This window comes from Cohnella sp. CFH 77786, from assembly GCF_019400745.1.
In the GTDB taxonomy this organism is placed as follows: domain Bacteria; phylum Bacillota; class Bacilli; order Paenibacillales; family Paenibacillaceae; genus Cohnella.
This window is the reverse complement of record NZ_WJIB01000022.1, coordinates 1-25,067: the sequence shown is the minus strand read 5'-3', so window position 1 is coordinate 25,067 and position 25,067 is coordinate 1. Positions and strand designations below refer to the sequence as shown.

At 59.7% G+C, this 25,067-nt stretch carries 19 protein-coding genes and 1 rRNA gene; 19 read left to right on the top strand and 1 reads right to left on the bottom strand.

Annotated elements, in window-relative coordinates; translation table 11 throughout:
* Positions 1-32: 32 nt before the first annotated feature.
* The 9 genes from hpt (at position 33) to cysK (ending at position 11,881) form a co-directional block, all read left to right on the top strand.
* Entirely contained in the window at positions 33-575 is a 543-nt protein-coding gene (gene hpt, locus GE107_RS23740) for a hypoxanthine phosphoribosyltransferase (RefSeq protein ID WP_219643858.1), read from the top strand.
* Positions 576-673: 98 nt separating this feature from the next.
* A complete protein-coding gene (ftsH, locus tag GE107_RS23735; RefSeq protein ID WP_219643857.1) occupies positions 674-2,692 on the top strand; it encodes an ATP-dependent zinc metalloprotease FtsH in 2,019 nt (672 codons plus the stop codon).
* Between the two features lie 1,799 nt (positions 2,693-4,491).
* A complete protein-coding gene (nadA, locus tag GE107_RS23730; protein WP_219643855.1) occupies positions 4,492-5,430 on the top strand; it encodes a quinolinate synthase NadA in 939 nt (312 codons plus the stop codon).
* Between the two features lie 153 nt (positions 5,431-5,583).
* On the top strand, positions 5,584-7,218 hold the full coding sequence (gene nadB, locus GE107_RS23725) for an L-aspartate oxidase (RefSeq protein ID WP_219643854.1): 1,635 nt from the start codon (positions 5,584-5,586) through the stop codon (positions 7,216-7,218).
* On the top strand, positions 7,191-8,087 hold the full coding sequence (gene nadC / locus GE107_RS23720) for a carboxylating nicotinate-nucleotide diphosphorylase (RefSeq protein ID WP_219643851.1): 897 nt from the start codon (positions 7,191-7,193) through the stop codon (positions 8,085-8,087). Before nadB ends, nadC begins: the two co-directional genes overlap by 28 nt.
* The gene (locus tag GE107_RS23715; RefSeq protein ID WP_219643848.1) at positions 8,084-8,851 is read left to right on the top strand and encodes a type III pantothenate kinase; all 768 of its coding nucleotides are present in this window, start codon (positions 8,084-8,086) and stop codon (positions 8,849-8,851) included. The genes nadC and GE107_RS23715 overlap by 4 nt, the downstream gene beginning before the upstream one ends.
* Before the next feature lie 39 nt (positions 8,852-8,890).
* The gene (gene hslO, locus GE107_RS23710; protein ID WP_219643846.1) at positions 8,891-9,787 is read left to right on the top strand and encodes an Hsp33 family molecular chaperone HslO; all 897 of its coding nucleotides are present in this window, start codon (positions 8,891-8,893) and stop codon (positions 9,785-9,787) included.
* A gap of 6 nt (positions 9,788-9,793) precedes the next feature.
* On the top strand, positions 9,794-10,774 hold the full coding sequence (locus tag GE107_RS23705) for a peptidyl-prolyl cis-trans isomerase (RefSeq protein WP_219643844.1): 981 nt from the start codon (positions 9,794-9,796) through the stop codon (positions 10,772-10,774).
* 165 nt (positions 10,775-10,939) lie between these two features.
* The gene (gene cysK / locus GE107_RS23700; protein WP_219643842.1) at positions 10,940-11,881 is read left to right on the top strand and encodes a cysteine synthase A; all 942 of its coding nucleotides are present in this window, start codon (positions 10,940-10,942) and stop codon (positions 11,879-11,881) included.
* 71 nt (positions 11,882-11,952) lie between these two features.
* Here the strand turns inward: cysK and GE107_RS23695 are convergent, their stop codons facing one another.
* Positions 11,953-15,873 (bottom strand): hypothetical protein, encoded by a 3,921-nt coding sequence (locus GE107_RS23695; RefSeq protein ID WP_219643840.1) that lies wholly within the window; start codon positions 15,871-15,873, stop codon positions 11,953-11,955.
* Positions 15,874-16,097: 224 nt separating this feature from the next.
* Between GE107_RS23695 and GE107_RS23690 the strand changes: the two genes are divergently transcribed.
* From GE107_RS23690 to GE107_RS23645, 10 genes are all read left to right on the top strand, one after another.
* Positions 16,098-17,681 carry an anthranilate synthase component I family protein gene (locus GE107_RS23690; protein WP_370636513.1) on the top strand — a complete coding sequence of 528 codons (1,584 nt, stop codon included), beginning with the start codon at positions 16,098-16,100 and terminating at the stop codon, positions 17,679-17,681.
* A 20-nt stretch (positions 17,682-17,701) separates the two neighbouring features.
* Entirely contained in the window at positions 17,702-18,283 is a 582-nt protein-coding gene (pabA, locus tag GE107_RS23685; protein ID WP_219643838.1) for an aminodeoxychorismate/anthranilate synthase component II, read from the top strand.
* Positions 18,280-19,161, top strand: a complete 882-nt coding sequence (gene pabC / locus GE107_RS23680) for an aminodeoxychorismate lyase (protein WP_219643835.1) — start codon at positions 18,280-18,282, stop codon at positions 19,159-19,161. Before pabA ends, pabC begins: the two co-directional genes overlap by 4 nt.
* On the top strand, positions 19,158-20,015 hold the full coding sequence (gene folP / locus GE107_RS23675) for a dihydropteroate synthase (RefSeq protein ID WP_219643833.1): 858 nt from the start codon (positions 19,158-19,160) through the stop codon (positions 20,013-20,015). Before pabC ends, folP begins: the two co-directional genes overlap by 4 nt.
* Positions 20,015-20,416, top strand: coding sequence for a dihydroneopterin aldolase (folB, locus tag GE107_RS23670; RefSeq protein ID WP_219643831.1), 402 nt, complete (start codon positions 20,015-20,017; stop codon positions 20,414-20,416). The genes folP and folB overlap by 1 nt, the downstream gene beginning before the upstream one ends.
* Positions 20,413-20,940: a 2-amino-4-hydroxy-6-hydroxymethyldihydropteridine diphosphokinase gene (folK, locus tag GE107_RS23665; RefSeq protein WP_219643829.1), complete on the top strand. Its 528-nt coding sequence runs from the start codon at positions 20,413-20,415 to the stop codon at positions 20,938-20,940. Before folB ends, folK begins: the two co-directional genes overlap by 4 nt.
* Complete coding sequence (gene dusB / locus GE107_RS23660; protein WP_219643827.1) at positions 20,933-21,952, top strand: tRNA dihydrouridine synthase DusB; 1,020 nt, start codon at positions 20,933-20,935, stop codon at positions 21,950-21,952. The genes folK and dusB overlap by 8 nt, the downstream gene beginning before the upstream one ends.
* Positions 21,953-22,141: 189 nt before the next feature.
* Entirely contained in the window at positions 22,142-22,618 is a 477-nt protein-coding gene (greA, locus tag GE107_RS23655; RefSeq protein WP_219643825.1) for a transcription elongation factor GreA, read from the top strand.
* A gap of 177 nt (positions 22,619-22,795) precedes the next feature.
* Positions 22,796-24,307, top strand: coding sequence for a lysine--tRNA ligase (lysS, locus tag GE107_RS23650; protein ID WP_219643823.1), 1,512 nt, complete (start codon positions 22,796-22,798; stop codon positions 24,305-24,307).
* Positions 24,308-24,951: 644 nt separating this feature from the next.
* A 16S ribosomal RNA gene (locus tag GE107_RS23645) occupies positions 24,952-25,067 on the top strand; the annotation flags it as partial.

Below are 25,067 nucleotides of genomic sequence, written 5' to 3'. Positions count from 1 at the left end.
ACCGTGTAATAACCGACTGGGAGGTCCCTTCTTTGCTCAAAGACATTCAGGAAGTGTTTTATTCGGAAGAAGCGATTAAGGCCAAAGTGAAGGAGCTGGGGGACGCCATCAGCCGGGACTACGAGGGACGGAACCCGCTGGTGATTTGCGTGCTGAAGGGCGCGTTTATTTTTATGGCCGACTTGGCCAAGAGCATCACGATTCCGATCGAGCTTGATTTCATGGCGGTGTCCAGCTACGGCAAGTCCACCCGATCGTCGGGGGAGGTTCGGATCGTCAAGGATCTGGATCAGTCCGTGGAGGGGCGCGACGTGCTGATCGTGGAGGACATCATCGACAGCGGGCTCACGCTCAGCTACCTGATCGACGTGCTGGAGCGGCGGAACGCGCTGTCCGTCCGCGTGGTCGCCTTGTTCGACAAACCGGGCCGGCGGACCACGGAGATCAACGCCGACTATACCGGCTTCGTCATCCCCGATGCTTTCATCGTCGGATACGGCCTCGATTTTGCCGAGAGATACCGGAATTTGCCCTTCGTGGGCGTGCTGAAACCGGAGGTTTACTCGGGCTCCTGAGGGCCTGCCGGACGGGTGTTTCGCGGCCGCCCCGTTCTATTGTGATGCCAAGACAGGCTATGGTAAAATGATGTAAGCGTGCCGAGAGGAGGCCAGGGATGAATCGGATCATCCGGAACACAGGCTTTTATTTGCTTATATTTTTGGTGACCGTCGGAATCGTCCAGTTCTTCATCAGCAAGAACGAAACGACGGATGAAATCAACTACAACAAAATCATGCAAGTAGTCGAAACAGGCAACGCCACCGAACTCAAGATCCAGCTCCAGAACGGTTCTTACTTGGTCACCGGTAAATATAAAGATCCGTCCAAGGCCGAAGCGAAATCGGATACGTTCACCGGACGCGTGCTGATGACGGATGCAGGGTCGCAGCAATTGGTCGAGCTGGCCAGAAGCAAGGGGATCGACGTGCAGGTTCTCAAGATGCCGGGACAAAGTTTCTGGCTGACCTTCCTGACGTCCATCATTCCGTTCGTCATCATGTTCATCCTGTTCTTCTTCCTGATCAATCAGGCGCAGGGCGGCGGCGGCAAGGTGATGAACTTCGGCAAGAGCCGCGCGCGTCTTTATAATGAAGAGAAAAAACGCGTCACGTTCGAGGACGTCGCCGGCGCGGACGAGGAGAAGCAGGAGCTGGTCGAGGTCGTCGAGTTCCTGAAGGATCCCCGCAAATTCGCGGCGCTCGGCGCCCGCATTCCGAAGGGCGTGCTGCTCGTCGGCCCTCCGGGTACCGGTAAAACGCTGCTTGCCCGCGCGGTAGCCGGGGAAGCCGGCGTTCCGTTCTTCAGCATTTCCGGCTCCGATTTCGTGGAAATGTTCGTCGGGGTCGGCGCTTCCCGCGTTCGCGACCTGTTCGAGAACGCGAAGAAGAACGCTCCCTGCATCATCTTCATCGACGAAATCGACGCCGTCGGACGTCAGCGGGGCGCAGGCCTCGGCGGCGGACACGACGAGCGCGAGCAGACGCTGAACCAGCTGCTCGTCGAGATGGACGGCTTCGGCGCGAACGAAGGCATCATCATCGTCGCGGCGACGAACCGGCCGGACATCCTGGACCCTGCGCTTCTGCGCCCGGGCCGTTTCGACCGTCAGATCACCGTCGACCGTCCGGACGTCAAAGGCCGCGAAGCGGTGCTGAAGGTCCATGCCCGCAACAAGCCGCTGAGCAAAGACGTCAAGTTGAACACGATCGCCAAGCGGACGACCGGCTTCACCGGCGCCGACCTGGAGAACCTGCTCAACGAAGCGGCCCTGCTGGCCGCTCGCCGCAACAAGAAGGACATCGCGATGCAAGAGGTCGATGAAGCGATCGACCGCGTCATCGTCGGCACCGAGAAGAAGAGCCGCGTGATCAGCGAACGCGAGAAGCGGATCGTCGCTTATCACGAAGCGGGCCACACGGTCGCGGGCTACTTCCTGGAGAACGCCGACATGGTCCACAAGGTGACGATCATTCCGCGCGGCCGCGCCGGCGGTTACGTCATCATGCTTCCGAAGGAAGACCGCATGCTCGTCACGAAGCAGGAATTGCTGGATAAAATCACGGGACTGCTCGCGGGGCGCGTCGCCGAAGAGCTGTATATCGGCGAGATCGGCACCGGCGCCTACAGCGACTTCAAGCAGGCGACCAGCATCGTGCGCAGCATGATCATGGAATACGGGATGAGCGAGAAGCTCGGACCGATGCAGTTCGGCACCTCCCAAGGCCAAGTGTTCCTCGGACGCGATCTGGGCCACGAACAGAACTATTCCGACGCCATCGCGTACGAGATCGACCAAGAGATGCAGGAAATCATCAAATCCTGTTACGATCGGGCCAAAACTTTGCTGACCGAGAAGAGCAGGGAAATGCACCTCATCGCCAAGACGCTGCTCGAGGAGGAAACGCTCGACCTCGACCAGATCAAGAGCTTGATCGAGAAGGGCAACCTGGACGGCTCCGATGCCGGTACGACCGGCGGCGGCAGCAGCGGAGAGCCGAACACCGATCCGATCGTGGATACGCTCGGAGGAGGCGTTCGCGTCCGCATCCAGACCCGCGAGGACGACCAGCAGACGCCGACCCCACAGAATCCGGACCAGCGGAGAGACGACGGGTCGAACGGGGAAGTTTGATCGAAGTTTCGCAGGAACGTCCATCACCCTGGCTTGCCGTGTGCGAGCCGGGGTGATTTTTTTGTGTCGGAGGGAATCGGCGCAGTTGATTGGTAGAAGCCTTCGACTCACGGTCCAATATCCTGCTTACCGATTCGCATGAAACCTTGTATCGCTTGACTGCAGAAGCTCGTGGCGTGCACGATGACCAAATGGCCTTCGTCCAGCAAAGTACGCACAAGCTTTCTCGCGAGAAAGGAAGCCGTTCGTCCCCATTCCGTCCCATTTTCTATTCCCCAACAGTGGACGGACATCATACATAGGGCCTTATTCCGCGAGAATGGTGGAGGATCGGCGCAGTTGAGGCACAAACGGTCTTAACTCCGCCGGAATGGCGGGAGATCAGCCGAGTTGAGGTACAAACGGCCATAACTCCACCAGAATGGTGGAAGATTGGCCCAGTTGAGGCACAAACGGTCTTAACTCCACCAGAATGGTGGAAGATCGGCGCAGTTGAGGTACAAATGGTCTTAAAACCACCGGAATGGCGGTAGATCAGCCGAGTTGAGGCACAAACGGTCTTAACTCCATTAGAATGGTGGAAGATCGGTGCAGTTGAGGTACAAACGGACTTAACTCCGCCAGAATGGTGGAAGATCGGCGCAGTTGAGGTACAAATGGTCTTAAACCGCCGGAATGGCGGTAGATCAGCCGAGTTGAGGCACAAACGGTCTTAACTCCACCAGAATGGTGGAAGATCGGTGCAGTTGAGGTACAAACGGACTTAACTCCGCCGGAATGGCGGTAGATCAGCCGAGTTGAGGCACAAATGGTCTTAACTCCGCCGGAATGGCGGTAGATCAGCCGAGTTGAGGTACAAACGGTCTTAACTCCGCCGGAATGGCGGTAGATCAGCCGAGTTGAGGTACAAACGGTCTTAACTCCGCCGGAATGGAGTGAAATCAGCCGAGTTGAGGCACAAACGGTCTTAACTCCACCAGAATGGAGTGAAATCAGCCGAGTTGAGGCACAAACGGTCTTAACTCCACCGGAATGGCGGTAGATCAGCCGAGTTGAGGTACAAACGGTCTTAACTCCGCCGGAATGGCGGTAGATCAGCCGAGTTGAGGCACAAATGGTCTTAACTCCGCCGGATGGCGGTAGATCGATCAAGTTGAGGTACAAAGGGCCTTAACTACACCAGAATGGAGTGAAATCAGCGGAGTTGAGGCACAAACGGTCTTAACTCCACCAGAATGGTGGAAGATCGGCGCTGTTGAGGTACAAACGGACTTAACTCCGCCGGAATGGCGGTAGATCAGCCGAGTTGAGGCACAAACGGCCATAACTCCACCAGAATGGTGGAAGATTGGCCGAGTTGAGGCACTAACGGTCTTAACTCCACCAGAATGGAGTGAAATTGGCCGAGTTGAGGCACAAACGGACTTAACTCCGCCGGAATGGAGTGAAATCATCCGAGTTGAGGTACAAACGGTCTTAACCGCCAGAATGGCGGGAGATCAGCCGAGATGAGTCGCACAATAGACCTTAACTCCGCCAAAGCGATTCGGCCCGGTCTCGTGGTGAAAACGGGCAGAAAACGATTGCCGTTTCCACCTGAGCACGGGGATTCGGCGCTTTGCCGACTTCCAACAAAACCGTGCGTATTGTCGCGCGAATTGATTGACATCCTGATAAAGCGAGTGTAAATTAGGGGTTAATCATCGAAAACGGATCTCGCGTCATTCCTACTTTGTGACTCAGTTCACAAACTTTTTAGCGGAATACGGCGTATGGCATCCGAAGGAGGAATTTCTGCCATGGAAGCATTGGCCTTGGAACGCAAGGCGGAGCAGAACCGCGAACTGCGTGAACGGCTTGTGCAGCTGAAGAAAGAACGCAACGCCATTATTCTCGCCCACTACTATCAGCGCGATGAGATCCAAGAGGTGGCGGACTTCCGCGGCGACTCTTTCCTGCTGGCACAGAAGGCGGCCGCGACCGATGCCGATGTCATCGTGTTTTGCGGCGTCCATTTCATGGGCGAAAGCGCGAAGATCCTGGCACCGAACAAAATCGTCCTCGTACCCGACGAACGCGCGGGCTGCCCGATGGCCGACATGGTCCATCCCATCGGCCTCCGGGAATTGAAAGCGAAGCACCCGAACGCGAAAGTCGTGACCTATATCAACTCTTCCGCGGACGTCAAGGCGGAGACCGATATCTGCTGTACGTCGGCGAACGCTGTCAAAGTCGTGAATTCGGTGGACGCGGACGAGATCATCTGGTGTCCCGACAAGAACTTGGGCCATTATGTTTCGCAATTCACAGACAAGAAGATGATCATTTGGGAAGGCTACTGCAATACGCATGACATGCTGACGGTGAAAGACGTCGCGGAAATGCGGGCGAAACATCCGAACGCCCAATTCGTCGTCCATCCGGAATGCCGGCCTGAGGTTGTCGCCTTGGCGGATTTCGTGGGAAGCACGACCGCGATCATCAAATATTGCCGCGAGTCCGACCATCAAGAGTTCATTGTCGGAACGGAGGACGGCACCGGATACCAGCTGCGGCTGGACAGCCCGAACAAGACGTTCCATTTTGCCTCCAAGTTTCTCGTGTGCCCGAACATGAAGGTGAACAACCTGAAGAAAGTCGTCCGCTGTCTGGAGACGATGCAGCCGCAGATTTACGTTTCCCCGGAAGTGGCGGACAAGGCAAGACTATCGCTGGAACGAATGCTGCAAGTAAAGTAGCATGCTGTAAGTAAAACGGCTATGCCGTCCTTTTCGGACGGATAGACGTTTTATCGAAGTGATTCAGAAAAGTATCGCAGATTCTATACTTTCTGAATCACCAAGTGATGCAGCATGCGCTACTCTCTTGCCCGACGGGAGCAACTTGAATCCATGATACCGCGCTATATCGTTGATTTCGATTTGGAAACGCTGCCGAAGCTGCATACGGACGTCATCGTGATCGGGGGAGGCATCGCGGGCTTGTTCACGGCGATCAAGGCCAGTGAAAGGAACCGGGTGCTCATGATCACCAAGAAGTCTCTGTTCGAGAGCAATACCCGCTACGCCCAGGGCGGCATTGCCGCCGTCTTCTCGGAGGAGGATTCCCCCGAGTTCCATCTTCAGGACACGCTGATCGCCGGGGCCGGCTTGTGCGACGAAGCGGCCGTGCAAATCCTCGTGCATGAGGGTCCCCAAGGGGTGCAGGAGCTGATCCGCCTCGGAACGCAATTCGATGAAGAAGAAGACGGGCAATATGCCCTGACCCGGGAAGGCGCCCACAGCCAGCGTCGCATCCTGCACGCCAACGGTGACGCGACGGGATTCGAGATCGTCCGGGCCCTGGCAGCCAAGGTGCAGGCGAATCCTTCCATCGAAGTGTGGGACGACCATTTCGTGCTGGACTTGCTGACGGAAGACGGGGAGTGCCGCGGCGCCATCGTGCAGAAGCCGGACGGAACGCGCGTCGGGGTATTCGGCAAGGCCGTCGTCCTCTGCACCGGAGGCACGGGGCAATTGTACCGCTATACGACGAACCCGGATGTCGCGACAGGCGACGGCATCGCGATGGCCTATCGGGCCGGAGCCGTCATCCGGGACATGGAGTTCATCCAGTTCCACCCGACGTCCCTCTGTTACCCGGGCGCGCCCCGCTTTCTCATTTCGGAGGCGGTCCGGGGCGAGGGGGCTTATTTGCGGAACATCCGGGGCGAACGGTTTATGGACAAATACCATCCGCAGCTCGAGTTGGCCCCCCGGGACGTCGTCGCCCGGGCGATCGTCGAGGAGATGGAGCAAACGAAATCGACCTACGTGTACATCGACATTACGCACCAAGACCCGGAGCTCGTCCGGCACCGTTTTCCGACCATTCACCAATACTGCCTGAAGTACGGCCTCGACCTGACGACGGATTGGATTCCCGTCGCGCCGGCGGCCCATTATACGATGGGCGGAGTGAGGACGGGGCTGCAGGGTGAAACGAGCATCGGACGCCTGTACGCGTGCGGGGAGGTTTCCTCGACGGGGGTGCACGGCGCGAACCGGCTGGCGAGCAACTCCCTGTCGGAAGCGATCGTATTCGGCCGCCGGATCGTGGAGAGCATCAACCAGTTGGAGCCCGTGCGGACGCCAATGGCGCTCCGCTATCAGGAAGACCGGCAATCGCATCCTCCAGGCCCGGTCGTGGAACGAAGGCTGAAGCTGCAGAAAACGATGGTCAGATGGGTCGGCCTCCGGCGGAATCGGCAGGGGTTGGAGCGGGCGCTGGACGAGATGAAACGGCATCTTCCGATTTATCGGGCGCGGCTCTCCACCCAGGAGGAGCTGGAGTTCGCCAACCTGCTCACATGCGCGGCGCTTGCCGCCGAATCGGCCCTTTCCCGAGAGGAAAGCCGGGGCGCGCATTACCGGGAAGATTATCCGGAACGCGACGATGACCGGTGGCTGAAACATACCATTATAGAGAGAGAAAACGGGCTGGGAGAGGAGCGGCTGCCATGTTCGAGCGGGAAAGCGATTGGATGATCCCGGGACCCGCCGTAGAGGCGGTCAAGGAGCAAATCCGCAGATGGCTGGCGGAAGACATCGGGTCCGGCGACGTGACGACGATGGCGACGGTGCCGCCGGGACACGTATCCCGCGGCATTATCCACGCCAAGCAGAGCGGGATTGCGGCGGGAATTCCGCTCGCGTGCCTCGTATTCGGGGTCGTGGACGAGTCGCTGCGTTTTCAGGCGCATGCGGCCGACGGCGACCGGGTGGAGCGGGGAACCGTGCTGGCCGTCGTGGAAGGTTCGACGCATGCGATCTTGACGGGAGAGCGACTGGCCCTGAACCTGATGCAGCGTTTGTCGGGCATCGCCACCAAGACGAGGGCGTATGTCGACGCGGCGGGGGATTATCCCGTGCGGATCGCGGACACTCGGAAGACGACGCCGGGACACCGCACGCTCGAGAAGTATGCCGTGCGGGTCGGCGGAGGGTACAACCACCGTTTCGGCCTGTTCGACGCGGTCATGATCAAGGACAATCATATCAAAGCGGCAGGCGGAATCACCGCGGCCGTCGCCTCGGCCAAAGCGCGGATTCCGCACACGATGTCCGTCGAAGTCGAAGCGGAAACGGTAGAGCAGGCGCTTGAGGCGGTCCGCGCGGGCGCCCATATCGTCATGTTCGACAACATGACCCCGGAAGCGATGAAGGCCGCCGCTGCCCAGGTTCGGGCGATCGCCCCTCATGTCGTGCTGGAAGCGTCGGGCGGCTTGAAGCCGGAGCAGGTCGCGGAGGTCGCGGCCAGCGGAGTCGACGTCATCAGCGCCGGAAGTTTGACGCATTCGTTCCAGGCGCTGGACATCAGCCTCGACTTGAACGAGATGAAGGGGGTAAACCCGTGATTTTGGTCGTGGATGTCGGGAATACCAACATCGTGCTCGGCTTGTACGGCGGCCGGACTCTGACGCACCATTGGCGGCTCAGTACCAACCGTTCCGCGACGGTGGACGAATACGGGATCATGATCACGAACCTGTTCCAGATCGCGAATGTCCGGGCTTCGGAAATCGAGGGCGTGATCCTCTCGAGCGTCGTCCCTCCTTTGATGCATACGCTCGAGCAGCTGTTCGTCAAATACGTAGGCAGAGAGGCGCTGATCGTAGGGCCGGGGATCAAAACGGGGCTGAACATCCGGTACGAAAATCCGAAGGGAGTCGGGGCGGACCGGATCGTTAACTCCGTGGCGGGCATCGAGAAATACGGCACGCCGCTCGTCGTAGTGGATTTCGGCACGGCCACCACCTTCGATTACATCGATTCGTCCGGCGCTTATTTGGGCGGAGCCATCGTGCCCGGTATCGGAATATCCGCCGAAGCCTTGTACCAGAGGGCTTCGATGCTGCCTCGCATCGAGCTGGCTAAACCCCGTGCGGTCATTGGCCGCAATACGGTGGCCGCGATGCAATCCGGCCTCATCTACGGATACGCGGGGCAGGTGGACGGGATCGTCCGGCGGATTTTCAAGGAGTTCCCGGGCAAGCCCCGCGTGATCGCGACCGGCGGGCTGGCGGAACTGATCGCGGGTGAGTCCGAGACGATCGAGCTCGTGGATCCGATGCTGACGCTGGAAGGGCTGCGCATCGTATACGAACGGAACGTGCAATGACGGCATGAGCCGTTAGCAGGAAAGGGGCAACGCACGCAAATGAAAGACGAATTGGTTCGCGGAACGGCGTGGAGCGGCGGGATTCGGGTGTTCGCCGCCCGGACGACCCGGCTCGTTTCGGAGCTGCAGAGAAGGCACGACACGTTCCCGACCGCGACGGCCGCTCTCGGCCGGGCCGCGACGGCCGGGGCGATGATGGGCGTCATGCTGAAAGACGAGGGCAAGCTCACGATTCAAGTCAAGGGCGACGGCCCCTTGGGCCAGATCGTCATCGACGCGAATGCGCGCGCGGAAGTGAGAGGATACGTGGATCATCCCCACGTGCATCTGCCCAGCAACCGATTCGGCAAGCTGGATGTCGCGGGTGCCGTCGGCACGAGCGGGTACCTGAACGTGATCAAGGATCTGGGACTGCGCGAGCCGTACCGCGGCAGCGTTCCGATCGTTTCCGGCGAGCTGGGCGAGGATTTCACCTATTATTTCGCGGAATCCGAACAGATTCCGTCCGTCGTCGGGCTCGGGGTGCTGGTCGATACGGACAATTCCGTCATCCACGCCGGCGGACTGATCGTGCAGGTGCTTCCGGGTCTGCCGGAAGATCAGCTGCAGCGCCTGGAAGCCGCCGTTGCCTCGCTGCCGCACGTGACCCAGCTGCTGGATCAAGGCGAGACACCGGAAGGCATCCTGAAGCATCTCGTCGGAGAAGATGTGACCATCCATGACGCGATGGAGCCCGTTTTCCGCTGCCAATGCTCGCGGGAGCGGGTGGAGAGAACGCTGGTGACGCTGGGGCCCGATGAGCTTCGAAGTCTGATCGACGAAGACGGGAAAGCGGATGTGCTCTGCCATTTCTGCAACGAGACGTATGCCTTCACGGCCGAAGAACTGGAGGAGCTGCATCGGCGCGCTTCGGAGAGAATCCCGAAGGGAGATTGACGCGGAATGAACGTCGCGGGTGCGCCGTTTCGGCGGTTCTATTGGTCTGCCCTGGTGCTCATGCTGGTCTTGCTGGCCGGATGCACGGGCGGATCGTCCTCCTCCTCCGAGAGCCCGACCCGCCAGCCGCCGGACACGCCGTCCGGCGGCCCTTCGTCTTCGCCTCCGGATGACGCGGTCGCCGTCGTCGGAGGCGTCACGATCACGAGGGCAGAACTCGTCGACCGCCTGCTTGACGGCTATGGTGCCGAAGTGCTGCGGGAGCTGATGCTGCGCGAAGCGGTAAACCGGGAGGCGGAGCGGCTGGGGGTCACCGTAAGCGGGGAAGAGCTGGACGGGGAGCTTCGCCGAATGAGCGAAGGGTATGGGAGCGAGGCGGATTTCTATGCTTCCATGCAGCAACAGCTGGGGATGAACCGGGCAGCCGTCCGGGAGGATGCCAGGCACCGATTGCTGCTGGAGAAGCTGGCGACCCGGAACGTGGACGTTCCGGAAGCCGATATCCGCAAGTATTATGAAGAACACAGACGCGAATACGGCCCGCGTAAGCAATACGAGCTCGTCTGGATCCTGACGGTTAGCGAAGAGGCAGCGGCTTCCGTGCTGAGCCGGCTGGAGAACGGCCAGGACTTCGGCGAACTGGCCAAACGGTATTCCGCCGACGCGATGACCGCGGAGAACGGCGGAGACCTGGGCTGGGTCGACGAGCTCGATCCCTTGCAGGACCCTAAGCTGATCACGGCGGCCGGCGGGCTGCAGGTGGGGGAAGCGGCCGGGCCGATCCAAACGGACCAAGGGTATGCCGTACTGCAATTGAACGGGATCAAAACCGTCCAAGGGAAGGACTACGAATCCGTACGTGAGGAAATCCGGCGGCAGTTGGCCATGGAACAGGCCCCTTCCTTGCGGGATGTGGAGCAGTCACTTCTGGACGAATACGGGGCGAAAACGCTGGATCCCCGGCTCCGGTTACCGTCAAATCGGTAAGGCGGGAAACCGATTTCAATCGCGCCGCGGCGGCCTGTTCCGGCAGCGCCGCTATTGACATTCCCTTGCCGTGTTGATAAGATGATTGTAGTTAAATGCCGACTGATTTAGTCGGATTAAAGCTCGAGCGGCAGCAGCCGCAACATATCGGGAGGGAAATTGTCCATGGCTAAGATTGTCCAGAATATCACCCAGTTGATCGGCGATACGCCGCTCGTGCGTCTGAATCGGCTCGTGCCGGCGGGCAGCGCCGAAATCTACGTGAAGCTGGAATACCAGAATCCCGGCGCCAGCGTCAAGGACCGGATCGCCATCAGCATGATCGAGGAAGCCGAGAAACGCGGCGACATCAAGCCGGGCGTCACGACGATCGTCGAGCCGACGAGCGGCAACACCGGGATCGGCTTGGCCATGGTAGCCGCGGCCAAAGGCTACCGCGCGATTCTCGTCATGCCGGAGACGATGAGCCTCGAGCGCCGCAACCTGCTTCGCGCTTACGGAGCGGAGCTCGTGCTGACGCCGGGTTCCGAAGGCATGAACGGTGCCGTGAAGAAAGCCGAGGAAATCGCGGCCGAGAACAAGGACTACTTCATGCCGCAGCAATTCAAGAACCCGGACAACGTGAAGATCCACCGCGAAACGACGGGTCCGGAAATCGTCGAAGCCATCCAATCGCTTGACGGCAAGCTGGACGCGTTCGTGGCCGGCATCGGTACGGGCGGCACGATCTCGGGCGCAGGCGAAGTGCTGAAGAAGAACTTCCCGAATATCAAAATCTACGCGGTCGAGCCTTCGGCATCCCCGATTCTCTCCGGCGGCAAGCCGGGTCCGCATAAGATCCAAGGCATCGGCGCGAACTTCATTCCGGATATTCTGGATCGTGAAATCTATGACGGCGTCCTCACCGTTGAGAACGAGGAAGCGTTCGAAACCGCCCGCGCGGCCGCCAAGCAAGAAGGCATCCTGTGCGGCATTTCCTCCGGCGCTGCCATCTACGCCGCGCTGAAGGTCGCCAAGGAGCTGGGCGAAGGCAAACGCGTCGTCGCGGTCGTCCCGTCGAACGGCGAACGTTACCTGAGCACGCCGCTGTTCAACTTCGAGAATTAAGACCCGATTCGCGCTTATGGACAACAAACCGCCCATGCAGATCAATCTGCATGGGCGGTTTCATTGTACGCTCAATATTGGTTGGATACGGGTAACGGATGCTTGTAATATTCCGTCGCTTGCAATCGCAGGTAGCCGCCGTCGTCGTCGGTGAAATCGGCTTCCTTGCCGTTCGTATGCACGCTCCCGTCTCCCCAGCCGTCGGAGAACGTAAGCGGCTCCGGATTGTAATAGTCCTCGGATGGCGGGGCGTCAAGGCCGTTGTCGTCCATCCGGTTGTAATGCGAGGTCGATCCGGGTTGGCCGTGTCCGAACATGAGGCCGACGATCCCGATGTCGATAAGCTCCTGCAGGTGACCGAAGAAATATTCCACCTTGTTGTCCTGATAATGGCCCGGCGTGTTGTCCATCGCGCGGTAGACCTGGTTGCCGACCGGGATTTGCCAGATCATCACCTTCTTCCGGGTTGTTTCCGATGCGGCTTTCACGAACTGCTCCCACCGGTGGAAGTTGGGCAGCGTCAAGTTCGTGCGATCCAGCCAATAGCCCCGATCGCCGCCCGCGTCATCGTCGTCGATATCGTTGAAGATGAAGTCGTAAGGCTTGATTCCTGCGGGTACCGTCTGCACTCCGCTCAGGTTGGCGAACTCGCCGGCAAGCTTGCCGAGTGCGGTCACGTCCAGGTTCGGGTTCGTGTCCCTTCCTACGTCGATCAAAGTTCCCCAGCTGTTCACGTGCGGGGCCAAGATGACGTTCGGAGCGTACAGGTCGCGAAGTCGCAGCAGCGCCCAGTTATAACCTTGGAACGTATCGGGCAGGTCGGCCAGCTCGGGCATGCGGGTGCTGGACACCGCGGCTTTCAAGAATGCGGGGTTGTTGCCTTGGCCCGTGCATTGTCCGTAACAGCGGCCGTTGTCGAGCACGGCTTGCTGGGCGTATCCGGCGAGGTCGGGGTCCACGTGCACGATGGCCGTTTTGCCGATGCCTTGCCTTCCGTTATAGGTGCCCGTGCCGATCAGCTGCATGAGGAGCTTGAATTCCTCGAAATAAGCCCGCATGGCGTACTCGTCGTTCAAGGTGACGAGGTCGTCCTTCGCTTCGTTATCCCCGCAGTTCAGGCAATCGCCGGAAATCGTTTGAAGCATCTCGTAAAACGTGAAAACCGGCGTGTACCCGCGGTCGGTGGCATCCTTCGCGTAATCGTAGGCATACGCGCCCCGCCAATCGCCCACGTTGTAGGGATCCCAGGACGTCCAGCCTTCCTCGTTGTTCACTCCGCCGTTGAGATACCGGTAAGCGAAGTTCCAGGGGAGTCCCGTTTCCGGCATCCAGCCGGTCACTCCGTACTCATCGTTATTGGTTGCGAAAACGCCCAGTTTCAAAATGTTCGGCAAAGTCGGCGGTTCGGCAGGCTGCGGGGCGGGAGCATCGACGGGCGAAACGACCTTGAAGGCCGCGGCGTCGTCTTGGGCCATGATCTTATAGCTCAAATCCGCGTTGTAGAGCTCGATGCCGATCTTGTAGTCCCCGTCCAGCACGTACCGGACCAGCGGCTCTTCGCCGGAACGGACCTTGTTCTCGTCCATCTTGATCCATTTCGGCAGCTTCCATTTCACATTCAAGGTTGCTTCTTGCGAAGCGGATACCGCTTGATTCCGGAGCGTTTCGCTATGCACCGTCTCGCCGGTGAGCGCGTCGACGAAGTTGACTTTCACGGACACGACGGCCGGAGCGGTGCTTCCCACGCGGGCTTCTACGTTCAGCGTCTGGTCTGCGCTGACTTCGGCCTGCGCCGTCTCCGCGGACAGCGTGTAAGCCAAATCGATGCCGCCTGTCAAGCTGAACCGCGCGGCGTCCGGGTTCGAATAGAACACCCGCACCCCGTCCGGTTTGGCGACGGAAACCCGCAGCTTGTAAACGCCGTTGACCGCATCGGAACCCGGAGTCCATTCCAGGGCATAATCGTTCGGAACGCCTTGCGTAAAGGAGGCATCCGGGTATTCTCCGCTTGCAACCCGGTTGCCCGCCGGATCGAGCAACTCGAGCCGGACGGCCGCCGGCAGCGTTTCGCTGCTCGTCAGCCGCGTATGGATCGTTTGTTCGGTGCCGGGCTGAACCGTTTCCGCATCGACCGTGCTTGTCAGCGTGATATCCGGCACGAGGCCCCAATTCACTTCGAAAGAAGCGGCGCCGTTGTTCCAATGGTGCTCCCAGGCTGTGTTCCACCCGGGCGGGAAGACCCCGATCTTGACCGTATACCGGCCGCGGTGCTGCATCGCCGGAATGTTCCAGGTGACCGGAATTTGTTTCGGCACATTCGGCTGAAAATACTGATTGTCGACGAAAGATTGGTACACTTGGCCGGATTCGTCCCAGATTTCGACGTCGACGAGCGCCTTGGCGTAATCGTCGCTGACGACTTGCGCCGTGACGGTGACCGGATAACCGGCTTCGGCGGAAGCGGCAACCTCGGCCGACGTCGTCCAATTCGCCGTTGCGCCGTGATCCGGCTGATCGGGCTCCGTCGATCCGGCTTCTACGATGAATTGGGCGGCCGAAGCATTGCGGTAGTAGATGAGAGTACGGTCGGCGTTGGTAATGGCAGTTTCGATCGTATAGGTGCCTAACTCCGCGCCGGTCGGGATCGGCCAGCTTACCGTTAAGTTCTTCGGTTGCCGGGCGCCAAACGATTCGTTCGGGAACTCCCGGGTATAGACGGCAGTGCCTTGCGGGTTCAACACTTTCACGCTCACGAGGGCCTCCGTCGCCGAATGGCTTGAGGCGGTAACGGACAAGCTTTGGGTCGTGCCCGCTCGAATCGGAGTCTGCGCGACGGACGTCGAGGCGGTGAATTGGATCTGCGGCGCCGTTCCGTCCGTTACTTGGATGTACCCGGCGTTCGCGTTCCAGTGGTACGGACCTTCCCAACCGTTGCCGAATATGCCGATTTCGATCGGATAAGTGCCCGTCGCGGCGTCCGCGGGCACGTTCCACGACACGGGGATATCGAGGGCCGTGCCGGCGGTCAAGGCTTGGCGCTCGAATACGGCTTGGAAGACGGTCTCGCGGGTGTACGGATTTCGGACGACGACGTCAACGAGCACGGATGCGTTCCGGTCGGAAGCGATCTTCGCGGTGAAAGCCGCGGTGTCGCCCGCTTTGACGTTAGGGTTCTCCGCGGCGGCACCCGTGACGAATGCGGCGGACGCGGCCGGATCGTCCTTCGCGACCGCGATCGATCCGGCATTCGGCTGGCTGTAATAGGTTTGCGCTCCATCCGGAGAAGTTGCCGCAAGCTCGACGCGGTAAGTCCCGGAAGCATCAGCCGGGATTGGCCAATGAGTCGAGAGCGATAGGGCCGTCTGGGCGGCGAAAACCTGATCGGCGAACGTTTCCTCGTGGACTTTGGCGTTAGACGGGCTGTAGATCGCCAGTCTGACCGAAGCGGCGGCCGATTGATCGCTGACGAGCTTGGCCTTCACGGAGGCGGTGCTGCCCGCCGCGGCTTGGGATGGAGCATCGATCGTCGCACGGAAAGCCGGCAGCGAGGCGCCCGATTGAACCGTCACGTACGCGAGACCCGTATCCCAGCTGTACATCCGGTCCCAGTCGGCACCGAAGATGCCGAGGCTGACGCTGTATTTCCCCGCGGGCAGACCATCGGGCAACGTCCAATCGACGGGATATTGCTCCGTGACCCCCGCCGTGACGGGCAACCGGGTCAACCATTTGTCGAACACCTTCGCTCCGTTCGCGCCGACAACCTGCAGCTGCACGTTGATCGAACGGGTAATGGAAGGGGAAATCGAAGCCGTCAGCGTGACGGTGTCGCCGGGTTTCGCGCTCGGCTGGCTGGCTTGCACCGCGGCCGCGAATTCCGAAGCGGCGCTCGCTTGGCCGGCCGGATAATACGAGAGCAATTGGGCTGCGATAAGTCCCAGCGTAACCATGAACTTCAATCGCCGCGTGATCGTAAACCGTTTCCTGGACATCATTTTGCTCCTTTGTACCGTTATCGGATTGGCGCCTTCGTCGGATCGGCACCGTGGACCATTTTACAGGCCCCGTTTCCAAAAAACTGTAACTATGGTTACAAAATTGAAACATTTCCCGAGAGGAAGAAAGCATTGCGCCGCTTGCGGAGGGAGTGGTATCCTGCTAAGTAAACGTCCGGACGGAGCTTCGGACCTAGGCGGATCGGCGAGGGTGAAACATCGTGAACAACGTAACGTTGGAGCAATGGAAGACATGGCAGGGCAAGTACACCCTGCTTCCTTATATCAGGACGATTCGGTCCCCGGGGGAGGCTTTGCTTCCGCTCGTTTGGGACCGTTTCTGGCGGGACGCTTCCTCGTATTCATGCATCCTGGAAAGCGGCAAAGGGGGGCGCTATACGATCGCCGGCCTTCATCCGGCAGAGGTGATCGAGGGCAAGGGCCGCGAGGCGCGGATTTGGTCTCCGGACGGAGAGGATTGGACGGAACAAGCCCGGCTTCGGGGGGCGCCGATCGAGGTGGTGCGGTCTTGGTTGGGCGGCTGGACGGCACCGCGGCCGGAAGGATATCCCGATTGCAACGGAGGCGCGGTCGGGTTCTGGTCCTATGACATGGCCCGCAGCCTGGAGAAGCTGCCCGAGCTCGCGGCTGACGATCTCGGTTGGCCGGATTACCTGTTCCAACGATACGAGCGGCTGTGGATCGCCGACCATCGGCAAGGCACGGTGCATCTGGCGGTCCATGCCGCGGTCGGACCGGATGTATCCGAAGACGGACTGGCCTTCTGCTATCGGGAAGCGGAACGGGCGGCGGACGAAATGGAACGGCAGTGGCGGGACTGGTGCCGGGTAGCGGACGATCCGGAGACGTTGTCCCGTTTGCGCCGCATGCGGGGGCTATTGGAGGAGGATCGGCTCGAGATCGACGTGGAGAAGCTGCCCGGCTTGACGACCTCCTTGAACAAAGAGGGCTACCAAGACGCCGTGCGCCGGGTCCAGGCGTATATCGGCCAGGGCGACGCGTTTCAGGTCAACCTGGCGATCCGCCAGAGCCTGCCGGTCGAGACGCCGGCCGAACAGCTGTATGAATGGCTGCGGATCGTGAATCCTTCTCCTTATATGGGCATGCTGAGAACGCCCGGCTTTTCGCTCGTCAGCGCATCCCCGGAGTTGTTGGTGAAGCTGGACCGCGGCAAGCTGTCCGCCCGGCCGATCGCCGGAACGCGCCGCCGGGGCCGGACGCCGGAGGAGGATCGGGCCATGGAGGACGAGCTTCTGTCCAGCGAGAAGGAGCGGGCGGAGCATATCATGCTCGTGGATCTGGAGCGCAACGATCTGGGCCGGGTCGCGGCTTACGGAACGGTGAAAGTGCCTGAACTCCTGACCATAGAGCGGTACTCCCACGTCATGCACCTCGTTTCCCAGGTGGAGGCCCGGCTGGCACCCGGAAAGGATGCGCTGGACGTCGCGGCGGCGATGTTTCCGGGCGGGACGATCACCGGGGCGCCCAAAATCCGAACGATGGAAATCATCGAGGAATTGGAGCCGGTCCGCCGGGGGCCTTATACGGGCTCGATGGGGTGGATTGACTATGCCGGGAATATGGAATTTAATATTATTATCCGCACGATCGCCGTAACCGGGGGCGTTTGCCACATCCAAGCCGGAGCGGGGATCGTCATCGATTCCGACCCTGAGCGGGAATTCTACGAATGCTTGAACAAAGCCAAGGCGTTATGGAAAGCGGTACAATACGGACAGCGTTTCGCGGAGCGGGCTGCGGGAAGGGTGCAGCCGCCCGTCTGAACGCAGGGGAGGAACGAACGGTGATTCTCGTCATTGACAATTACGATTCATTTACCTATAACCTGGTTCAATATTTGGGGGAACTCGGGGAAGAGATCGCCGTGTACCGCAACGACGAGATCGACCTGGATACGATCGAGCGGCTGAAGCCGGATCATATTCTTATCTCTCCCGGGCCGGGAACTCCGGATGACGCCGGCATCAGCCTGGCGCTCATCGAGCGTTTTAAAGGAAAAATCCCGATTCTCGGCGTCTGCCTGGGCCATCAGTCGATCGGCCAAGCCTTCGGCGGGGACGTCGTGCGGGCGGACAAGCTGATGCACGGCAAAACGTCGGAAATCAAGCATGACGAGCGCACGATTTTCGAAGGGCTTCCTTCGCCCTTTACGGCAACCCGCTACCACTCGCTGGTGGTGAAACGGGATACGCTGCCGGAATGCCTCGAAATCAGCGCGGAGACGGACGACGGCGAAATCATGGGACTGCGGCACAAGGAGTACGCGGTGGAGGGCGTGCAGTTCCATCCCGAATCGATCATGACCGAAAGCGGGCTCCGCATGCTACGCAACTTCCTGGCCTACAAGGACGGCATTCGGGCATGAACGTTCTCCGGAACGGACAAGTCATAGACAGCAAGGAAGCCGTGATCTCCGCATTCGATCACGGCTTTCTTTACGGCATGGGGTTATTCGAAACGTTCCGCACCTACGGAGGGCGGCCGTGGCTGCTGGAACGGCATGCGGCCAGGCTGGCTGAAGGCTGCCGGCAGCTCGGCATCGATTACTCGCCGGACGCCGAAAGGATGCGGGACGGCATTGCCCGGCTTCTGTCGGCGAACGGGATGGAGGACGCCTACATCCGCTGGTCGGTGTCGGCGGGCGAAGGCATCGTGGGTTTGCCTTCCGGACCGTATGAAGCCCCCGTCGAAATCGTCTATGCCAAGGAGCTTGCGGCAGATACCCCGCGCACCCGCGCCGGCAAGACGCTGCGGCTGCTCAGGCTCCGGCGGAGCTCCCCCGAGGGCGAGGTCCGGTTAAAATCTTTCCATTATATGAACAATATTGTTGCCAAGCGGGAATTGGCCGCTGCGGGCGCCAGTCCCGCGGTGGAAGGCTTGTTCCTCGACGCTGACGGGAACGTGTGCGAGGGGATCGTCAGCAACGTGTTCTGGCTGTCGGCCGGCTCGTTGTACACGCCTTCGCTCGAAACAGGGCCGTTGCCGGGCATTACCCGGGCATTCGTCTTGGAAATGGCTGCCTCCTCGGGGTATCCGGTACGGGAAGGCGGTTATCGCTTCGAAGAGCTGGCAGCCGCCGAAGAGGTTTTCCTGACGAATTCGATCCAGGAGATCGTTCCGGTGACGGAGCTGGAGGACGAGTACGGCCAAACCGTTCGGCGGTTCGCGTCGGGAGACGCCGGGTCGTTGACGCGGGAATGGATGGCGCTGTACCGGAATCGCGCGGAAGGGGGCGAACGATGAAGCCGGTTTTTCACGATAGGAGCTACTCGTTTCAGGGCGGATTGCGGCTGGAGCTTGGCCGCCGGACGCTGATCATGGGAATCCTGAACGTCACTCCGGATTCTTTCTCCGACGGAGGGCGGTACGATGCCGTCGAAGCGGCTGTCGAACGAGCCCGGCAGATGGAGAGCGAAGGCGCCGACCTGATCGACATCGGCGGCGAATCGACGCGTCCCGGCCATGACCCGGTTCCGCTCGAGGAAGAGCTGCGGCGGGTCATCCCCGCGGTGCAAGCGGTTCGCCAAGCGGTCCGGCTGCCAATCAGCGTCGACACCTACAAGGCGGAAACCGCTCGCCAGGCGCTGGAGGCCGGGGCACATTTAATCAACGACGTGTGGGGCTTCAAAAGGGATCAACGCATCGCGGCGATAGCCGCGGAATACGGCTGTCCCGTGATTCTCACGCACAACCGCGAGCGCCGGGATTACGCGGATTTCGTGCCGGACGTGATCGGGGATTTGCTGGCTTCCGTGTCCCGCGCCAAGTCGGCGGGCGTCGCCGAGGAGAACATTTGGCTCGACCCCGGGATCGGATTCGCGAAGGAATACGACGAGAATGTCGAACTCATGGGACGTTTGGACGAAATCGTCCGGCTCGGCTACCCGGTGCTGCTCGGGACCTCGCGCAAAACCTTCATCCGCCGCACGCTGAACGTGGAAGCGTGGGACGCGCTGGAAGGAACGGCCGCGACCCAAGCGGTCGGCATCGCGCAAGGCTGCCAGATCATCCGCGTCCACGACGTCAAACAAATGAAGCGGGTGGCGGCAATGACGGACGCCATCGTTTACCGGCAAGCGGGAAGGAGCGGGCTTTAATGGACCGGATGGTTTTGAAACGAATGGTTTTCTTCGGCTACCATGGGGTTTATCCGGAAGAAAACAAATTGGGGCAAAAGTTCTACGTCGATTTGGATCTCCGGCTCGACTTGTCGAAGGCGGCGCGATCGGACGAGGTGGAGGACACCGTCAACTACGCCGAAATCCACGCTTTGGTGAAGAAGATTGTCGAAGGGACGCCCGTCAAGCTGATTGAAGCGCTTGCCGAAAAGATTGCGTCGGCGATACTCGGTACGTATACTATTATCAGCGAAGCCGCAGTGGCGGTAACGAAGCCGAATCCCCCGTTCGATATCACCTTCGACGGAGTGACCGTGGAGCTTCGAAGACGCCGGGATGGCGGCGGCGGCGCGGTTCCCGCAAAGGATGGAACGTTTTGAAGGAAGCATATGTGGCTCTGGGGGCCAATTTGGGCGAACGGCATCTTGCCTTGAGGGAAGCCTTGGGCAGGATGGCATGCGTTCCGGGATTGGAAGTGCGCCGGATTTCCGGCGTATACGAGACGGATCCGGTCGGATATACCGATCAGCCGGCTTTTCTGAATATGGCGGCGGCCGTGGCGACCGATCTGGAGCCGGAGGCGCTGCTGGAGACGCTTCTTCGGATCGAGCAGGAGATGGGACGCGTGCGGGAGATCCGCTGGGGACCCCGGACGATCGACCTGGACCTGCTGTTGTACGAAGGCGTTGAGATGGAGACGGAGACCTTAACGCTCCCGCATCCCCGAATGGGGGAGCGGGCATTCGTGTTGGTGCCGCTGCGGGACGTATGGAGGCCGGAGGCCTCGTTCCCTTGGGACAGCCTCTTGAACGCGGAAGCGGTCGAGGCGGCCGGCATCCGGCTGCGGGGCCGTTTGGACTTAGAAGAGAATCCGGTGACGGAAAGGAGTGGACAGGATGCTTAAGATCGGCAACATAGAGATGGACAACAACGTCGTGCTGGCCCCGATGGCGGGCGTCTGCAACCCGGCGTTCCGGCTGATCGCCAAGGAATTCGGATGCGGGCTCGTCTGCGCGGAAATGGTCAGCGACAAGGCGATTCTCCACGGAAATCAGCGGACGTTGGAGATGCTGTACGTGGACGAGCGGGAGAAGCCGCTCAGCCTGCAGATTTTCGGAGGCGACAAGGAGTCGCTCGTCTCGGCCGTCAAATACGTCGACGAGAACACGAATGCCGACATCATCGACATCAACATGGGCTGTCCGGTGCCCAAGGTGACCAAATGCGACGCCGGCGCGCGTTGGCTGCTGGATCCGAACAAGATCTACGATATGGTTTCGTATGCCGTCGAAGCCGCCAAGAAGCCGGTCACCGTAAAGATGCGGATCGGCTGGGACGACCAGCACATTTACGCGGTCGAGAACGCCCAGGCGGTGGAGCGCGCGGGCGGCGCCGCCGTCAGCGTGCACGGCCGGACCCGGGAACAACTGTATACGGGCAAAGCGAACTGGGATACCATAAGGGACGTTAAACAGGCTGTGTCCATTCCGGTCATCGGCAACGGGGACGTGTTTTCGCCGGAGGATGCGAAACGACTGCTGGAGCACACGGGGGCGGACGGCGTCATGATCGGCCGCGGCGCGCTCGGCAATCCGTGGATGCTGTACCGCACCGTCCATTTCCTCACCCGCGGGGAAATCCTCCCGGAGCCCTCCCCGAGCGAGAAAATCCGCATCGCCATGCTGCATCTCGACCGCCTGGTCAACCTGAAAGGCGAGGGGCAGGCGGTGCGCGAGATGCGCAAGCACCTGGCTTGGTATTTGAAAGGGCTCCCGAACGCGCATAAGGTGAAGGACTCGATCATGGAGCTGACGGAGCGCGATGCCGTAGAAGCCGTGCTGAACGAATACGTGCGGTCGATCGAAAACATGGACGGTACCGGCGACGCGGAGGCGGGATCCGTTCTCGTCCACTAAGTGGGCGCTGGCAAGCGTTTCCGTGAATTGACATTTTTGAGGGGTTGAAATATAATCAGTACCAATATTCGCAAGGGCCGGCTGGTTCGGGCCAGTTTCCTCCCTTCGGTGTCATGACGGGGCGCAAGCGCCATATATTGGAGTAATTAACCGTTGCAGTTAACATATCCATGACAGGAGATCGGTGAAATGAGCGATAAGGAAGTTCTGTTGACCCCCGACGGGCTCAAAAAGCTGGAAGAGGAGCTTGAGAACCTGAAGTCGGTCAAACGCCGCGAAGTGGCCGAGCGCATCAAGATCGCGATCGGATACGGCGATATCAGCGAGAACTCGGAGTACGAAGATGCGAAGAACGAACAAGCCTTCATCGAAGGACGCATCATCACGCTGGAGAAGATGCTCCGCAACGCGCGCATCATCAATAACGAGGAAATCGATCTCGAAACGGTAGGCATCGGATCGACGGTTATCGTGGAGGATCTGGAATACGGCGATACGATGGAATACACGATCGTCGGAACGGCCGAATCGGACCCCGCGCAGAACAAGATTTCCAACGAAAGCCCCGTCGGCAGAGCGATTATCGGCAAGAAGAAGGGCACGACCGTCGAAGTCAACGTTCCTGCGGGCATCATCCAATACAAAATCGTCGATATCAAGAAGTAAATCGGCCTTGCCGGCGCAAGCGCGAACCGCGCAGAAAAGCTTCCTCCGGAAGCTTTTTTGGCTGTTATGGCAAGAGAATTGGACGCAGGCGGGCAAAGACCATCGCAGAGAAACCATCGTGAAAAGCGGCAGGCGTTTTCGCGCGTTTGGATGGATACAAAGGAGAAGTGTTCGATCATGGAGCATACGGGATCTACGGAAACGGCCGAACTGAGCGAGCTGCTGCAGATTCGGCGCAACAAGCTGGATGAGCTGCGCGACCTTGGCGTCGACCCGTTCGGGGCGAAGTTCGTCCGCACTCATCAAGCCGGCGACATCTTGGCGCAATTCGGCGAGCTGTCTCACGACGAGCTGGAAGAGCGGGCCATCAAGGTTCGTCTGGCCGGACGGATCATGCAGAAGCGCGGGATGGGCAAAGCCGCTTTCGCGCATTTGCAGGATTTGAGCGGCAAAATTCAGATTTACGTCCGCCAGGATACGGTGCCCGGCAACCAATTCGCGGCATTCGACCTGCTCGATATCGGGGACATGGTCGGAGTGGAAGGCGTCGTTTTCAAAACCAAGACCGGCGAGACGTCCGTCAAAGTGCGGGAACTGACCGTGCTGACGAAGTCGCTGCTGCCGCTGCCGGACAAGTTCCACGGCCTCAAGGACGTAGAGACCCGGTACCGCCAGCGGTACGTGGACCTGATCGTCAACCCGGAAGTTCAGAAAACGTTCATTACCCGTTCGCGGATCATCCAATCGATGCGCCGTTACCTGGACAGCCGCGGCTATCTCGAAGTCGAGACACCGACGCTCCATGCGATCGCGGGCGGCGCTTCGGCGCGTCCCTTCATTACGCATCACAACGCTCTGGACATGGAATTGTACATGCGGATCGCCATCGAACTCCATCTCAAACGCCTTATCGTAGGCGGTTTGGAGAAGGTGTACGAAATCGGAAGGGTGTACCGCAACGAAGGCATTTCGACGCGGCATAACCCCGAGTTCACGATGATCGAATTGTACGAGGCTTATGCCGACTACAAGGATATCATGGATTTGACCGAAAACCTGATCGCCCATATCGCGCAAGAGGTGCTGGGCACGACGAAGATCATGTATCAGGGCCAGGAGGTCGATTTGGCCCCGCCTTGGCGCCGTGTGTCGATGATGGAGCTGATCCGGGAAGCCGTAGGCATCGACTTTACCGCCCAGATGACCGACGAAGAAGCGCACCGGCTGGCCAAAGAACACAAGGTTCCGGTCGAGCCTCACATGGCGTTCGGACATATCGTCAACGCGTTTTTCGAAACGTTCGTCGAGCACACGCTCATTCAGCCGACCTTCGTGACCGGACATCCGGTCGATATCTCTCCTCTGGCGAAGAAGAACGACAAGGACCCCCGGTTCACGGACCGTTTCGAGCTGTTCATCGTGGCGCGCGAGCACGCGAACGCGTTCACCGAGCTGAACGACCCGATCGACCAGCGCCAGCGTTTCGAAGCGCAATTGAAGGAGAAAGCCGCGGGCAACGACGAGGCGCACGAGATGGACGAAGATTTCATCCGGGCGCTGGAATACGGGATGCCGCCTACGGGCGGTTTGGGCATCGGCGTCGACCGTCTGGTCATGCTGCTGACCGATTCGCCGTCCATCCGCGACGTGCTGCTGTTCCCGCACATGCGGGAGCGCGCAGAAGACTGAGGATTGCGGGAGCCGTTCGCCCTTGGGGCGGGCGGCTTTTCATTATGCTTGGGGACCGCGCTTGATGCGATCGCTGCAATCGTCTAGTAGATCGATTCGCAAGTTCCGTAAACGATCGGTGCTTGGGCGATGCTTCATTTGTGATGCGGAGACCGAACTAACGTAACTCACAGCCGTTAGGCGTCCTTTTCTGTGACATTGCCGAATCTAACGGGACCAGATGCGCTGATTGGGCGGATTTTGGGGGGAAAACCCTTGTCTGAAGGCGAATAAGGGCTTCCGGTCCCGTTAGTTTAACAAACCGCAGTATTCGATTAAATGAAAGGCGCTGAGTTCCGCAAGGCTGCCCATGCGGGAGTCACCGCGTCGAACATCATGGATTACGTTAAGCTAAGCCGCAAAGGTTATTCTAAATCGGTATACTCGTGAATTTACTGAAATAACCAGCCTAAAAAGGGTTGCATCGGGCGGGCGACCGTGATATATTATTTAAGCCGCTTCTTGAGCGGTGCGAAATCAGAGGCCTTCGGGCCGAGCGAATTGCTCCTTGAAAACTGAACATCGAGCGTAATACGGATTCGGACTTCGGTTCGAAAACCAGCTTTAACTTTTGAGCCATCACGGCTCTTCACTTAAGGTTTACCTTTATGGAGAGTTTGATCCTGGCTCAGGACGAACGCTGGCGGCGTGCCTAATACATGCAAGTCGAGCGGAGTTGTGAGAGAGCTTGCTCTCGAGCAGCTTAGCGGCGGACGGGTGA

Coding starts and splice junctions, on each gene's coding strand:
- folP (WP_219643833.1), top strand. CDS start 19,158: ATGAAGCCGGTTTTTCACGATAGGAGCTACTCGTTTCAGGGCGGATTG.
- pabC (WP_219643835.1), top strand. CDS start 18,280: ATGAACGTTCTCCGGAACGGACAAGTCATAGACAGCAAGGAAGCCGTG.
- lysS (WP_219643823.1), top strand. CDS start 22,796: ATGGAGCATACGGGATCTACGGAAACGGCCGAACTGAGCGAGCTGCTG.
- dusB (WP_219643827.1), top strand. CDS start 20,933: ATGCTTAAGATCGGCAACATAGAGATGGACAACAACGTCGTGCTGGCC.
- greA (WP_219643825.1), top strand. CDS start 22,142: ATGAGCGATAAGGAAGTTCTGTTGACCCCCGACGGGCTCAAAAAGCTG.
- GE107_RS23705 (WP_219643844.1), top strand. CDS start 9,794: ATGAACGTCGCGGGTGCGCCGTTTCGGCGGTTCTATTGGTCTGCCCTG.
- hslO (WP_219643846.1), top strand. CDS start 8,891: ATGAAAGACGAATTGGTTCGCGGAACGGCGTGGAGCGGCGGGATTCGG.
- cysK (WP_219643842.1), top strand. CDS start 10,940: ATGGCTAAGATTGTCCAGAATATCACCCAGTTGATCGGCGATACGCCG.
- ftsH (WP_219643857.1), top strand. CDS start 674: ATGAATCGGATCATCCGGAACACAGGCTTTTATTTGCTTATATTTTTG.
- nadA (WP_219643855.1), top strand. CDS start 4,492: ATGGAAGCATTGGCCTTGGAACGCAAGGCGGAGCAGAACCGCGAACTG.
- folB (WP_219643831.1), top strand. CDS start 20,015: ATGGACCGGATGGTTTTGAAACGAATGGTTTTCTTCGGCTACCATGGG.
- nadC (WP_219643851.1), top strand. CDS start 7,191: ATGTTCGAGCGGGAAAGCGATTGGATGATCCCGGGACCCGCCGTAGAG.
- nadB (WP_219643854.1), top strand. CDS start 5,584: ATGATACCGCGCTATATCGTTGATTTCGATTTGGAAACGCTGCCGAAG.
- GE107_RS23695 (WP_219643840.1), bottom strand. CDS start 15,873: ATGTCCAGGAAACGGTTTACGATCACGCGGCGATTGAAGTTCATGGTT.